Below are 14571 nucleotides of genomic sequence, written 5' to 3'. Positions count from 1 at the left end.
GCCCGCAAACAAATTTCGCGAACTCTCTCAACCTTTTGGTTTAGCTTGCATTTTTGGCATCGCTTGCGGCATCGGGAAAAACACGCTGAACACCGATCCGGCGTCGGGTCGGCTCTCGACGGTGAAGCCGCCGCGGTGCCGGTTGACGATATGCTTGACGATCGCCAGGCCAAGACCGGTGCCTTCGCGCGGTCCGCTTTTCTGGCCGTCCACCCGATAGAAACGTTCCGCGAGCCTGGGCAGGTTGCGGCGCTCGATACCCTTGCCGCCATCGCGGACGCGCACGGCGGCAAAACGGTCTCCGGCTTCCGAAGCCGGCGCCGCCAGGGTCAGGCGACTGGCCCCATCGCCCAGCATCAGCCCGGGCCGCTCGGCCTGGTCACGTGACAGCTCGCCGGTCAGGCTGATGACGACGGTCGAACCGGCGACAGAGTATTTGATCGCGTTTTCGACCAGGTTCATCACGACTTCCAGCACTTGATCGCGATCGCCGACGACCTCGGCCGGGGCGATTTCAAGCGTCAGCTCGATCGACTTCTCGGCAATCTGCGGGCGCAGGACATCAACAACATCGTCGATGATCGCCGCCAGGTCCGCCCGGCCGCCCGGCCGCACATGCTCGTCCATTTCGACCCGGGACAGGGAGAGGAGGTCATTGATCAGCCGCTGCATCCGCTCGGTCTGGTCAAACATGATACCAAGAAAGCGTTCCCGCGCCTCCGGGTCGTCCTTGGCATGGCCCCGCACGGTCTCGATGAAGCCGGCCAAAGAGGCCAGCGGGGTCCGCAATTCATGACTCGCATTGGCCAGGAAATCGGCGCGCATGCGGTCGGCTCGCTTGATCGATGTTTCGTCCGACAACACCAACATGGCACGCCAGGGCAGCGACGGGTCTTCCGCGCTGGCGAGAGGAGCAACGAAGGCGCGAACATGGCTCTCCACGGGAGCCATCAATGAATACTCGACCGGGTCAACGGTCTGGCCACGCAACGCCGCGCTGACGGCCTCGAGCACTTGCGGCTGGCGCAGGACGGCGGACAGGTGACCGGTTGCCGGGCCCAGCCCCAGAAAGGCCGTCGCTGCCGGGTTGGCGATCTCGATACGGCCGCCGCCACCCACCAGCAGGACCGGAATAGGCAGGTTCTCAAGCATGGTCTTGGCGCGGGCCTTGGTGATCCCGTCCGCGTCATCGGTATCGCGCACCGGCCGCGCCTCCGGCGACGGTTTCAGGGTCGTGCTGATTGTCAGATAGTAGAATGTCGACAGGGCAGCGATGGTCGCAATCGCGACAAGCGTCTCCAGCGAACCCAGCTCGTTAAACAGCCAGAACAGCACCAACACCATGCAGCCGATCGATGCGACCGCCGCGGTATCCCGGCGCCGGATGCGACTGTGGGGTGCGTCGGAGTCCCTTTTATTGCTCAAGTTTTAGTCGCCTTTGAGCTCGCCCTGCGTCATGTAACCGACGAACCGGGCCCATTGTCCTGCCGCCTGCAAGCCTTCTAGCCCGATTTGCATCCAAATGACGAGCCTGCGGCATCAGACTTGTGTACGCAGGCCAATGACATCACGAATTTCGAGAGAGTTTTCATGCCATTCGCTATGCATTTAGTGTTTTTCGATAAAAAAATGTTGACTTTCGCTATGCCCTTTCTAGGATGCCAATCCAATCGAGAACAAGACGTGCAGGAACCCCGCATGGCAAAACGTTTGTTAGTAGTCGCCACCGCGCTGGCCACCGCCTCCTGCAGCACGCTGCAGGCATTTGAAACGCGGGAGTTCGGCACCGAAGGCACATTGCCAACCGCACCGGTGACCTGGTCGGCCGGCACCGGCGAGGCCGGCGCAGAGCTGGCCCGCGACTGGGTCGCCTCGATGCAGGATGAGCGCCTGTCAGCGCTGATTGACGAAGCCTTTGCCGGCAATCCCTCACTCGCCCAGTCGCTTGCCCGCTTCCACGGTGCGCAGGCTGCGGCCCGGGTGAGCGATGCCCGCTACATGCCGCAACTCGACGCCAGTACGAGCTACCAACGGACCCAGCCCAATGTCGGATCGGGTTCGAACAGTTACGGGCTCGGCCTGTCGGCGTCGTGGGAAACGGATTTGTGGGGTGCCCTGCGCGACAATGCCAACGCCAGTCATCTCACTGCTGATGCGGCGGCCGAAGACCTTCGCGCTGCCCAGTTGTCCATTGCCGGGCTTGTGGCCAAAGGGTGGTTCTCGCTGATCGAGGCCCGCCTGCAGACGGAACTTGCCGAACGCGACGTGGCGACGCGCCAGAGCTCGCTTGATCTCACCGAGCGGCGCTTTGCCCGCGGCCTGGTTCGCAGTTCCGATGTCCGGACCGCGCGCAGTGCCCTGTCCTCCTCGGAAGCCGCACTGGCCTCCCGCCAACGCGCGGAAGCGGCGTCGGCCCGCAGCCTGGAAACACTGCTCGGACGCTATCCGTCGGCCTCGCTGACACCCGAGACCGACTTTCCGGCCTTCGATGCGCTCGGCGGCCTCGGTTCGCCGGTCGACCTGCTGACCCGGCGCCCGGATGTCCGTGCCGCCGAAGATCGCCTCGACGCCGCCGGCCTGCAGTCGCAAGCCGCCGCCAAAGCCCTCATCCCGAGCCTGTCGCTGCGCGGTTCGTCCGGTACGGGCGGGATCGACGTCGCAGACATGTTCGACCTCGACACGCTGGTCTCCAGCCTGACCGCATCGCTGGTCGCGCCGATCTTTGACGGCGGCAGCCTGCTGGCCCAGCGCGACCAGGTCTACGCCAATGCCGAAGGCCTGGTGGCAAGCTATGTCGCAACGGTACTGACGGCCTGGCAGGAAGCGGAAAACGCCATTCACGGTGACGCCATCCTCGCCCAGCGGGTCGAAAACCTGCGCCAGGCCTATGAGGAAGCTGCGGCAGCGGAAGACCTGGTCATCCGCGAATACGCCCGCGGCGTATCCACCATCTTTGAATTGCTGACCGCGCAGTCGCGCCGGATCAGCGCAGAAAGCCAGTACATTTCGGCGCGTCGCGAACGGGCGACCAACCGTGTCGACCTTTACCTCGCCCTCGCCGGCGATTTCTCCGCGGCCCAGTCCGCAGACCCGGCCGCGCAGACAGGAGAATAATCATGGGTAGTTTCTTGGGACGTTTTTTGATTTTCGCCGTTGTCGGCGTTGTGGGCGTCGGCATCATCGGCATGCTGTTTGCCTCACAGCAGCAGCCGGAACGGGCCAATGCGGCACCGCGCCCGGTCGCGGTTTTCGTTGACGAGGCCCAGCTGGACACCATTGCCCTGCATGTCACGTCGCAGGGCGAGGCGCGTCCGCGCACCCAGATCAACCTGGTTCCGCAAGTCGCCGGTCGGATCACCTTCGTGAACCCCGACTTCATCGAAGGCGGATTCTTCGAGGCTGGTGAAACCCTGATCCAGATCGAGGACGCCGACTACCGCCTCGCAGTGACCCGGGCATCGGCCCAGGTTGCCCAGGCGCAACAGGCCCTTGCCCGCGAACAGGCCGAATCTGAACTGGCCGCCAGCGAATGGGCCGAACTGGGTGACGGCGAAGCCTCGTCCCTCACCCTGCGCGAACCCCAGCTGGCCGACGCGCGCGCTCAACTGGCCGCCGCCAATGCCAGCCTGCAATCAGCCCGTCTGGACCTGCAGCGCACCCGCATCTCGGCCCCGTTCAGCGGTCGGGTCCGCGTCAAGAATGCCGATCTCGGCCAGTATGTGGCGCCGGGCACCCAGCTGGGCACGGTGTTTTCGACCGATGCCATTCTGGTTCGCCTGCCGCTGACCGACCATGAACTCGGCCTGTTGGGCATTCCGATTGCCTACAATGCCGCCGGCGGCGAAGGCATGCCGGTCGAACTGAGCGCAACCCTGGCCGGTCGCCAGCACAGCTGGCAGGGCCGCATCACGCGGACCGACAGCGCCATCGACCCGCAGACCCGCGTGCTCTACGCGATTGCGGAAGTCGCAGATCCCTACGGCAGCGCCGCCGAGGGTGGCGCCCCGCTCGCGGTCGGCCTGTTCGTGACCGCCAGCATAACCGGCCGGGACGTGGAGAATGCCTACATTCTCCCGCGTTCGGCCCTGCGCGGCCAGAACAGCGTCTATGTGGCTGAAGAGGGTGGAACCCTGTCTGTGCGGACGGTCGAGGTCATCGACTCCACGTCCGAGCGGGTCGTGGTGTCCTCCGGCGTCCGTGGCGGCGAAATGGTTGTCACCTCGCCGATCCGTGGCGCCAGCGATGGCATGCGTATCCAGACGTTCGACGCGGCCGGCGAAATGATCGCCGCCTACTCGGCGACCTATGACGACGAACCGGCCGAAGGCCTGGCTGAAACCGAAACCGGCGACGCCGAAAGCGAAGCCGTCGCAAGCAACGGCTAAGCATCCAGCTGCGAGGAAGGAAAACGGCAATGACCGACCCCAACACCACTCATGAAGAGGCCCCGAGGGGCGGTATTGTCGGCTGGTGGGCGCGCAACTCCGTCGCCGCCAACCTGGTCATGATCATCGCCGTCATCGGCGGTTTCCTTGGCTATAACTCACTGAACCGGGAAGTCTTTCCGACAATTTCCGTGAACGGCGCCAGTGTCTCGGTGGCGTGGCCCGGCGCCTCGCCGCAGGAAGTCGAAGAACAGATCATCGTACGGATCGAGGAAGCCCTGTCCGACATGGACGGCATCGAGACGATCACGTCGACGGCGCGCGAAGGCGGCGGCAACATCAATATCGAGGGCAAACGCTCGGTTGATGTGGGCGAGTTCATCGACGCCATCAAGCTGGAGGTCGACTCGGTCAACAACCTGCCCCAATCGGCCTTCCGGCCGGTTGTGACCCCGTGGCGCTCGCAGGACCAGGTGGTCGGATTTGCCGTGCATGGCAGCGCCGACCGTCGTGACCTGCAGGCGATCGCCCGCGAAATCCGGGACGAGGTGGCCCAACTCCCGGGCGCGTCGATCGTCAACATGTGGGCATCCCGGGGCGAAGAAGTCTCGATCGAGGTGTCCGAGGAAAACCTGCGTCGCTATGACCTGACCTTTGACGAGATTGTCCGCGCCATTCGCTCCACTTCGCTGAACGCCTCGGCCGGCAGCGTGCGTACCGAGCTGGGCGATGTGAACATCACCTCCCGCCAGCTCGCTGACACCGCACCGGAGTTCGAGGACATCATCATCCGGCAGACTGCGGACGGCGGCACCTTGCGGGTCCGCGACGTGGCCCGGGTGACCGACGGCTTCGTCGATTTCAACCTGGAAGCCACCTATAACGGCGAGCCCATGGTGCTGGTCGTTGTTGAGACCTCACCCAATATCGATGTCGTCGACACCTCGCAGCAGGTTCGCGATTATATCGAGCGCAAGCGGGCCGAGCTGCCCGACGGTACCCACCTGTCGCTGTGGTGGGACAATTCGGAAATGTATACCGGCCGGATGGAAACCATTGCCAGCTCGGCGCTGTTCGGCGGCATACTGGTCCTGATCGTCCTGTTCCTGTTCCTGCGCCCCATCGTCGCTTTCTGGGTCACGGTCGGAATTTTTGTCGCTTTCGGCGGCGCCTTCCTGCTCCTGCCGATGCTCGGTGTCACACTGAACATGCTGTCGCTGTTCGCCTTCCTTCTGGTGATCGGCATCGTGGTCGATGATGCCATCGTGGTCGGGGAAAACATCCATGACCGGGTGGAACGCGGCGAGCCGGGCCTGACGGCCTCGATTGTCGGCACCCAGATGGTGGCCAAGCCGGTGATCTTCGCCGTCATCACCACCATCATGATGTTCTCGCCCTGGATGCTGCTGACCGGCCCCGAGGTGCAGTTCACGCGACAGATCTCTCTGGTGGTGATCGCCGCCCTGGCGTTCTCGCTGATCGAATCCCTGCTGATCCTGCCGGCCCACCTCTCGCACATGAAACCGCAGAGCAATACCGGCTTCTTCGGGCCGCTGATCGCGGTCCAGCGGGCGATTGCCGGGACGCTTTTGAGCTTCGCCCGCGGCGTTTACCGCCCCGTCGCAAAGGCGTGCATCCGCAATCGCTACGCCACCTTCTTCGGCTTCTTCCTGATCTTTTTCGCCTCGATTGCGCTGATGATGACCAACCGTGTCGGATCGGTCTTCATGCCCCAGATCGAGAACGAGACGATCCAGACCACCATCCAACTCGCCGAAGGCACCCCCTGGAACCGGACCGAGCAGGTCCGCCAGCAACTGGACCGGGCCCAGGATCAAGCCCTGCAGTATTATCGGGGCGAGTATCCCGGTGAGATCGACATGATCGAAAGCCGGTCCACGCTGGCAACCGACGGCCGGATCCGTGCCTGGATCACCCTGGCCGATCCGGAAAATCGCCCGGGCGGACTGCCGACGGCCGAAGTTGCGGCGCAGATCCGGGAGTATCTGGGTCCGATCCCGGATGCCGAGGAGATCCGCCTCGACTCCACCATCAATGATGGCGGCAACTCCATGAACTTCGCCCTGTCGGGTCAGAATCTCGACGAGCTGCGCGCTGCGGCCGACGATTTGAAGACCCAGTTGCGCAGTTATGACACGCTCTATGACGTGGTCGACTCGATGCAGACCTCGACCGAGGAATTGCAGGTCCGTCTGCGTCCGAACGCCCAGGCCCTCGGTCTGACGCTTGCCGACGTCACCAACCAGGTGCGTCAGGCTTTCTATGGTGTCGAAGCCCAGCGCCTGCCGCGTGACGGCCAGGACGTGCGGGTCATGATCCGCATGGACGAGGCGTCGCGTCGGTCCCTCGACACGTTCCGTGATATCCGGATCCGCACCACAGACGGTCGCGAAGTGCCGCTTGAGACGGTCGCCGAAGCCGATTTCGCGCCCGGCCTCAACCGCATCAACCGCCGCAATGGCATGCGCACGATCACGGTCAGCGCGGAACTGTCAGACCCGGCCGCTCGTGGCGATGTCAATGACAGTCTCGACGAGGATTACTGGGAGACTTTCGAAACCCTGTTCCCGCATGTCTCCCGCGACGAGATCGGCCAGGCCGAGGGTGAACGCGAATTCATGTCGGAAGTCCTGATCCTGCTGCTCTTCGCGCTGATCTCGATGTACCTGTTGCTGGCGATCGCCTTCCGCAGCTACTTCCAGCCGATTGTCATCATGATCGCCATTCCGTTCTCGCTGACCGGCGCCATTTTCGGACATTACCTGTTCGGCATGCCGATCGCCCTGTTCTCCTACTTCGGAGTGGGGGCCGCAGCCGGCGTCGTGATCAACGACAACCTGGTCCTGATCGACTTCGTCAACCGGCTGCGCAGCAATGGTGTCGGGGCTTTCCAGGCGCTGGTTGATGCCGGTGTCCAGCGTTTCCGCCCGATCCTGCTGACCTCGGTCACCACCTTCCTCGGGATTTTCCCGATGATGGCCGAGCGCTCGACCCAGGCGGAATTCCTCAAACCGATGGTCGTCGCCCTGGGCTTCGCCGTCATCTTCGCCCTGTTCCTGACCCTGCTGCTGGTTCCGGCCATGTATGCCATCGGGGTCGACATCGCCCGCTTCTTCCGGATGCTGTGGACGGGCAAGAAACAGCCATCGCTGGGCGAGCACTACGCCGACACCGACTTCGCCCATGGTGAACAGGCCGGCCATCTCGACCACGCGCCTGCCGAATAATTGGCGCCGGAACGCCCCGCGTTGTATCAAGCGCGGGGCGTTTCGCGTCTTCGATTGAAAAACAAGGGGATCCTCGCATGAAAAAGCTCTTGCTGAGCACTGCCGTACTGGCGCTCACCGCTGCCTGTCAGCCGGCCACTTCAACGGACACCGTCACCACGGAGACGCACGCCGCCGCAACCGCCAGCCCGGAAATCGGCAGCTGGGGCTTTGACATGTCCGGCATGGACACCAGTGTCGTCGCCGGCAACGACTTCTATCGCTATGCCAATGGCACCTGGCTCGACACGACGGAGATCCCGTCCGACCGCTCGAACTACGGCATGTTCACCGAGCTGGCGATCGAAGCCGAAGAGCAGGTTCAAGAGATCATCCTTGAGCTGGCCGCCATGGACGCGGCTGACGGCTCGATCGAACAGAAGGTTGGCGATCTTTATGGCAGCTGGATGGACACCTCGACCATCGACCAGCTCGGCCTGACGCCGGCCCAGCCCTATCTCGACGAAATCGCGGCCGCCGAGACGCATGCCGACATCAATGCCCTGTTTGCGACCATCCACCACCAGTCGCCCTATGGCGTCGGCATCATCCCCGATCCGGCCGACACGACACGCTATACGGTGTTCGTCGGACAGGGAGGCCTGGGCCTGCCGGACCGTGATTACTACCTGGAAGACGACAATCAGGGCGCCCGTGACGCCTACCTGGCCTTCATCGCACAGATTTTCGACCTCGCCGGCATCGAGGACAGCGCCAGCAAGGCGCAAGCAATCTTCGATCTGGAAATGCGCATCGCCGAAAGCCACTGGACCCAGGCTGACAGCCGCAACATCCAGATGATCTACAACCCGATGCCGCTGGACCAGCTGAGCGCGCTGGCACCACAGCTGAACTTCGAAGCCGGCATGGAGCAGCTCGGCCTCAACGGTGTTGCGACCTATCTCGTCGCCCAGCCGAGCGCCATCGAGACCGCCGGCGCGATCTTCGAGGAGACCCCGGTCGACGTTTGGAAGGACTACATGACCTTCCACTACATCCGCTCGAATGCCGGCGCCCTGCCGGAAGCCTTTGACGCCGCCAATTTCGGCATGTTCGGCACGACGCTGAACGGCATTGAAGACCAGCGTCCGCGCGATCGCCGGGGCGTCAACCTTGTCGGTGGCCAGCTGGGCGAGGCCGTTGGCCAGGTCTATGTCGACCGCCACTTCCCGCCGGAATCCAAAACCGACATGGAAGCCCTGGTCGCCAACCTGATCACTGCCTTTGAAGGCCGCCTCGCCGCGCTCGAGTGGATGGATGACGAGACCCGGGCCAATGCGCTCCAGAAGCTCTCGACCTTCGAACCTCGTATCGGCTATCCGGACGAGTGGCAGGACTATTCCGCCCTCGAAGTCCGCGCCGACGACCTGTTCGGCAATCTTGTGCGCCTGACCGAGTTCCAGTGGAACGAACAGGTCGCCGATCTGGCCGGTCCGGTGGATCGCAATGCCTGGCCCTACCCGCCGCAGACCGTCAACGCGTCCTACAACCCGCTGATGAACCAGATCACCTTCCCGGCCGGCATCCTGCAGGCGCCCTTCTTCGATCCGAATGCCGATGCAGCGATCAACTACGGTGCCATCGGTGCCGTGATCGGTCACGAAATCGGCCACGGTTTTGACGATCAGGGTCGGCGCTTCGACTATGACGGGTCGATCCGCGATTGGTGGAGCGAAGAAACGAATGAGCGTTTCGAGGCCCGGGCCGGCATGCTGGAAGCCCAGTATGACAGCTATGAGCCGGTCGAAGGCCGCTTCGTGAATGGTGAGTTCACCATGGGCGAGAACATTGGCGACCTTGGTGGCCTGCAGATGGCCTACACGGCCTATCAGCGTCATCTTGACGCCTGTTGTGACGGCGAAGCCCCGGTGATCGACGGCTTTACCGGCGAGCAGCGTTTCTTCCTCGCCTGGGCCCAGGTCTGGCGCCGCCTGTATCGGGAGGAGAACCTGATCAACCGCCTGACAACCGACCCGCACAGCCCGTCGCAATACCGGACCAATGGCGTCGTCCGCAATCTGGACGTCTGGTACGAGGCCTTCGGTGTGACCGAGGACAATGACCTCTACCTGCCGCCGGAAGAGCGCGTCTCGATCTGGTAGTCAGAGAGACATTCCAAGGACACGGCCCGGCGGAAACGTCGGGCCGTTTTCATTACAGGGCTGTAAGAGACGGCTTGCATGTATTGCCTGTTGGCCCCGGCGCACTAGTGTTTCGCCCAACTTTGTCATTGAGAGGGGAAACATCATGAAGAAGCTTCTGCTGACCAGCGCCTGCGTCGCGCTGATGGCGGCCTGCTCACCTGCAGCCGAGACACCTGAGACCGACACCACCTCGACCGAGGCGGCCATGGGCGACGCACAGGCGCCTGCGACCGAAGCGTCTGCAACCATTGTCGGCGATCCGTCGGCCGGTGACCCGCGCTTGGGCAGTTGGGGCATTGAGACCCAGCATGTCGATTCAAGCGTTCATCCCGGTGACGACTTCAACCGCTATGTGAACGGTGGCTGGCTTGACTCGGTCGAGATGCCGCAAGGATTTTCGCGCTATGGCTCATTCACCGAGCTCTTCCTTCTTTCAGAAGAGCGCATCAACGGCATCATCGAGGAAGCCAGTGCCTCGGACGCCGCTGCTGGCGAACCGATGCAGCAGATTGGCGACCTTTACGCCGCCTATATGGACCAAGAGACGCTGGAGGCGCGTGGGTTTGGCCCGGCCCAGCCGATGATCGACCGCATCGCTGCGGCCTCGTCCCATGATGATATCGCAACGCTGATGGGCGTCCCTGGTACGGCTTCGATTTTCGGCGCAGGCGTGACCCGCGACCAGGGCAACCCGGACCGCTACATCGTGGGCGTGAGCCAGAGTGGTCTCGGCCTGCCGACCCGCGACTATTATCTTGAAGAAACAGAGCGCTACCAGGCATTCCGCGACGCCTATCTGGAATACATCGCCGACACGTTCGGCTTTATCGATGTCGATGGCGGCGCCGAGCGCGCCCAGCGCATCCTGGATCTGGAAACGGCCTTTGCCGAGGTCCACTGGACGCGCCAGGACAGTCGCGACCGGACCCGCACCTATAACCTCATGTCGACCGAAGAGCTGATGTCCAGCGCACCGGGCTTCAACTGGACCGCCTTCATGGAGGCGCTCGACTTCGCGGACCAGACCGAGGTGGTGATCCGTCAGGATACGGCGATCCAGTCCCTTGCAACCCTGTTCTCGGAAGTGCCGGTGGAAACCTGGCAAGACTGGTTGACCTTCCGCTACCTTTCGAGCAATCGCGGGTCGCTGACGCCGGAGTTCTATGAGCGCTCCTTTGACTTCTACAACCGCACCCTGTCCGGTGTTGAGGAACCCCGGCCCCTTGAGTCCCGGGCCATCCAGTTCGTCAATGGTTCCATGGGCATGGCGCTTGGCCAAATCTATGTCGAGCGCTACTTCCCGCCGGAATACAAGGCGCAGATGGAGGTCCTGGTCGATTACCTCGGCATGGCGCTTCGGGAGCGCCTGGAAACGCTGGAGTGGATGGACGAGGAAACCCGGGCTGGCGCCATCGACAAGTTCGAAAACTTCACGCCGAAGATCGGTTACCCGGATCAATGGCCTGACTATTCCTCGATCGAAATTCGTGCCGATGACCTGTTCGGCAATTCCGAACGGATCGCGGCCTGGTTCCGTGCTGACAGCCGTGCCCGCCTGCGCGGGCCGATCCGGGAGTGGGAATGGGGCATGTCTCCGCAAACGGTGAACGCCTATTATTCCCCGACAGCGAACGAGATCGTCTTCCCGGCGGCCATCCTGCAAGGTCCGTTCTTCGACCCCTATGCGGACCCGGCAGTCAATTTCGGCGGAATTGGTGCCGTGATCGGTCACGAAATGGGTCACGGCTTCGACGATCAGGGAAGCCGCTCTGACGGCGACGGTGTCCTCCGGGATTGGTGGAGCGAACTCAGCCGCGGCAATTTCGACGCCCGGACCGACCAGCTGGCCGCACAGTACAGCGAGTTTTCCCCGATCGAAGGTGAGTTCGTGAATGGTCGCCTGTCTCTGGGCGAGAACATCGGCGATGTCGGTGGCCTGTCGATGGCCCATCGGGCCTATCAGCTTTATCTCGCCGACCATGGTGGTGAAGCGCCAGTCCTCGACGGTTTTACCGGCGACCAGCGCTTCTACATGGCCTGGGGCCAAGTGTGGCGCAACCTGTACACCGAACAGGCGCTTGTCCGGCAACTCCGTCAGGGACCGCACTCGCCGGCGCAGTACCGGATCAATGGTGCCCTGCGTAACCAGGACGCCTGGTATGAGGCCTTCGGCGTGACCGAGGACCATGAACTCTATCTGGCCCCGGAAGATCGCGTCTCGATCTGGTAGACCAGCCTGCACACTGATGAAACGGCCCGGCGGAAACGTCGGGCCGTTTTGCATGGCGCGCCTTGCCAAGTCCCGGCAAAACCCGTCCTATCCGCGCGGGAAACGCCGGGGGATATCCATGGAAGCCGAAGTCGGACCACTTTTCAGCAATGACGCGATCGTCATGGGACTGCTGGCCGTATTGCTGGGAGCCGTATTCTGGACCTCCAGCCTCGACAGCAAGCTGGCCAAGGGCTTTTACCGCATCTTCCCGCCGCTGTTGTTGTGCTACTTCCTGCCGTCGCTCCTGACCCTGTTCAACATTGTCGATCCGGAGCAATCGCGGACCTATTTCATCGCCTCGCGCTTCCTGCTGCCAGCCGCGCTTGTCCTGCTGACCATGTCGGCCGACCTGCCAGCCACCTTCCGGCTCGGGCCGAAAGCCCTGATCATGTTCTTCACCGGAACCGCCGGCGTTGTTCTGGGCGGACCGGTCGCCTTGCTGATCGCCGGTTACCTCTTCCCCGAAGCAATCGGCGTGACCGGCCCTGACGCCGTATGGCGGGGCATGGCGACCGTTGCCGGCACCTGGATCGGTGGCGGAGCCAACCAGGCGGCGATGTATGAATTCTTCGGGGTCGGCGGCGAGGTCTACTCGGCCTGGATCGCGGTCGACATCATCGTCGCCAACATCTGGATGGCCTTCCTCCTGCTCGGCGTGGCCAATGCCAAGCGGATCGACAAGGCCCTCAACGCCGACACCCGCGCCGTCGATGCCCTGCGCGCGAAGGCCGAGAGTTTCGAACAGACCAATGCGCGGATTCCCGAGCTGAAGGATCTGATGATCATTCTCGGCTTCGGCCTTGGTGCGATGGGCCTGTCCCATATCGTCGCCGATTTCATGGGCCCGTGGATCAGCGCCAACGCACCGGACCTGGCGGAGCTGGGTCTGGGGTCCGGCTTCTTCTGGTTGATGCTGTCGGCGACCATCATCGGCGTCGCCCTGTCCTTCACCAAGGCCCGGCAGCTGTCCGGCGCCGGATCGATGAAGGTCGGCTCGGTCTTCATTTATGTGCTGGTCGCAACGATCGGCATGCGCATGGACATCACTGCCATCTTCCGCAACACGGAGTTTTTCGTGATCGGCCTGATCTGGATGGCGGTCCACGTCGCACTGCTGCTGCTGGTCGCCTGGCTGATCAAGGCGCCGACCTTCTTCATTGCCGTCGGATCAAAGGCCAATATCGGTGGCGCGGCGTCGGCGCCGGTCGTGGCCGCGGCCTTCCATCCCTCCCTCGCGCCGGTCGGCGTGCTGTTGGCGGTGGTCGGTTATATTGTCGGTACCTGGGCCGCGATGATGACCGGATACATGATGATGTTCATGATGGGTGCCAGCGTAACCCCTTGAGTTGAAAGCGGGACCAGAAAATCCCCTGTGGGTTGAAAGCGACATCAAGGAGCGATTATTTCTTAACGATACCGCTTGCTTCCGTTAACATTGTGTTATCGAGGAAGCGGGTCACCGTGCCCTCACGCCATTTCCAAGGGGGGAATCACGATGAAACAACAACTCCTGTGCGCCACTGCTGTCGCACTGCTCACCGCTTCCACCGCATTCGCCGGTGACACCGAATGGTTCCCGCCGGATCCACCCACCACGGCGGCGACCGGTGAATGCTATGCGCGCGTTCGCATCGCGCCGGAATACGACACCTACTCCGAGCAGGTCACCACCCAGGACTCCTACGAGCGCTACGACGTTGCGCCGCCGCGCCTGCGTGACGAGTACCGCGAGTACATCTCCCGCGAAGCCGGCATGCGCTACATTGTGCACGAGCCGGTCTACGAGACCCGCACCGAAACCGTGCAGGTCAGCCCGGCCTATGTCGAGTACGAGGTCATTCCGGCCACGCACGACACCGTCACCGAAACCATTCTTGTGCGCGAGCCGCGCATGGTGTGGCGCCGCGGTTATGTGCCGGGCGCGTCGATGACGCGTTTCGACAACGAGACCGGTGAAGTCTGGTGCCTGGTGGAAGAAGCCGGCGAGTACCAGACCGTGACCCGCAACATCGTGGTCCAGCCTGCCAGCATCCGCGAGGTCAATCACCCCGCCGAGTATGCCCAGGTCACTCGCGACGTACTGGTCCAGGAAGCCCGCATCGAGGAAATCCCGATTGCCGAGGAGCGTGACACCTATCAGGTCCGCGTTCTCGACCAGCACGCGACTGTCGACAGTCATGTGGTCCCGGCCGAGAGCCAGACCGTGACCCGTTACTCGCTGCGTTCGGAAGAGCGTTGGGAGTGGCGTCTGGTGGATTGCGAAGAGATCAACCTGCCGGGCCACAACCCGCCAATGAGCTCGGAAATCCCGCCGGTCGCGTCGCGTCAGACGGCTCCGTCCAGCCAGGGCAACACCTATCTGTACGGCACCGAAATGCCGGTCGACAACAACGCCTATTCCGAAGAAGTCCCGGTCGCCCAGGCGTCCTACAGCGGCTCGTCTTCGTCCTCGTCGCGTTCGACCCGGCGCTATCGCCAGTAGT

Annotated in this window: 8 protein-coding genes; 7 read left to right on the top strand and 1 reads right to left on the bottom strand. The window is 63.0% G+C overall.

The window, feature by feature from the left end; all coding sequences use genetic code 11:
* Positions 1-27 precede the first annotated feature (27 nt).
* Positions 28-1425, bottom strand: a complete 1398-nt coding sequence (locus tag VOI18_RS08775) for an ATP-binding protein (protein ID WP_323762024.1) — start codon at positions 1423-1425, stop codon at positions 28-30.
* 273 nt (positions 1426-1698) lie between these two features.
* Here VOI18_RS08775 and VOI18_RS08770 point away from each other — a divergent pair, with 273 nt between their 5' ends.
* From VOI18_RS08770 to VOI18_RS08740, 7 genes are all read left to right on the top strand, one after another.
* Entirely contained in the window at positions 1699-3114 is a 1416-nt protein-coding gene (locus VOI18_RS08770; protein WP_323762023.1) for an efflux transporter outer membrane subunit, read from the top strand.
* A gap of 2 nt (positions 3115-3116) precedes the next feature.
* Positions 3117-4385, top strand: coding sequence for an efflux RND transporter periplasmic adaptor subunit (locus VOI18_RS08765; protein ID WP_323762022.1), 1269 nt, complete (start codon positions 3117-3119; stop codon positions 4383-4385).
* A 29-nt stretch (positions 4386-4414) separates the two neighbouring features.
* On the top strand, positions 4415-7633 hold the full coding sequence (locus tag VOI18_RS08760; RefSeq protein ID WP_323762021.1) for an efflux RND transporter permease subunit: 3219 nt from the start codon (positions 4415-4417) through the stop codon (positions 7631-7633).
* Positions 7634-7710: 77 nt separating this feature from the next.
* A complete protein-coding gene (locus VOI18_RS08755) occupies positions 7711-9774 on the top strand; it encodes a M13 family metallopeptidase (protein WP_323762020.1) in 2064 nt (687 codons plus the stop codon).
* Positions 9775-9919: 145 nt separating this feature from the next.
* On the top strand, positions 9920-12046 hold the full coding sequence (locus VOI18_RS08750; protein WP_323762019.1) for a M13 family metallopeptidase: 2127 nt from the start codon (positions 9920-9922) through the stop codon (positions 12044-12046).
* Positions 12047-12164: 118 nt separating this feature from the next.
* Positions 12165-13433, top strand: a complete 1269-nt coding sequence (locus VOI18_RS08745) for a DUF819 domain-containing protein (protein WP_323762018.1) — start codon at positions 12165-12167, stop codon at positions 13431-13433.
* A gap of 150 nt (positions 13434-13583) precedes the next feature.
* The gene (locus VOI18_RS08740) at positions 13584-14570 is read left to right on the top strand and encodes a hypothetical protein (protein ID WP_323762017.1); all 987 of its coding nucleotides are present in this window, start codon (positions 13584-13586) and stop codon (positions 14568-14570) included.
* Position 14571 lies beyond the last annotated feature (1 nt).

This window comes from Maricaulis sp. (assembly GCF_034670125.1).
Taxonomy (GTDB): domain Bacteria; phylum Pseudomonadota; class Alphaproteobacteria; order Caulobacterales; family Maricaulaceae; genus Maricaulis.
The sequence above is the reverse complement of the archived record's forward strand: the minus strand, read 5'-3'. Positions and strand labels throughout refer to the sequence as shown.

Excerpts from the sequence above, each read along its gene's own strand:
- VOI18_RS08750 (WP_323762019.1), top strand. The coding sequence starts at position 9,920 with ATGAAGAAGCTTCTGCTGACCAGCGCCTGCGTCGCGCTGATGGCGGCC.
- VOI18_RS08770 (WP_323762023.1), top strand. The coding sequence starts at position 1,699 with ATGGCAAAACGTTTGTTAGTAGTCGCCACCGCGCTGGCCACCGCCTCC.
- VOI18_RS08765 (WP_323762022.1), top strand. The coding sequence starts at position 3,117 with ATGGGTAGTTTCTTGGGACGTTTTTTGATTTTCGCCGTTGTCGGCGTT.
- VOI18_RS08745 (WP_323762018.1), top strand. The coding sequence starts at position 12,165 with ATGGAAGCCGAAGTCGGACCACTTTTCAGCAATGACGCGATCGTCATG.
- VOI18_RS08740 (WP_323762017.1), top strand. The coding sequence starts at position 13,584 with ATGAAACAACAACTCCTGTGCGCCACTGCTGTCGCACTGCTCACCGCT.
- VOI18_RS08755 (WP_323762020.1), top strand. The coding sequence starts at position 7,711 with ATGAAAAAGCTCTTGCTGAGCACTGCCGTACTGGCGCTCACCGCTGCC.
- VOI18_RS08760 (WP_323762021.1), top strand. The coding sequence starts at position 4,415 with ATGACCGACCCCAACACCACTCATGAAGAGGCCCCGAGGGGCGGTATT.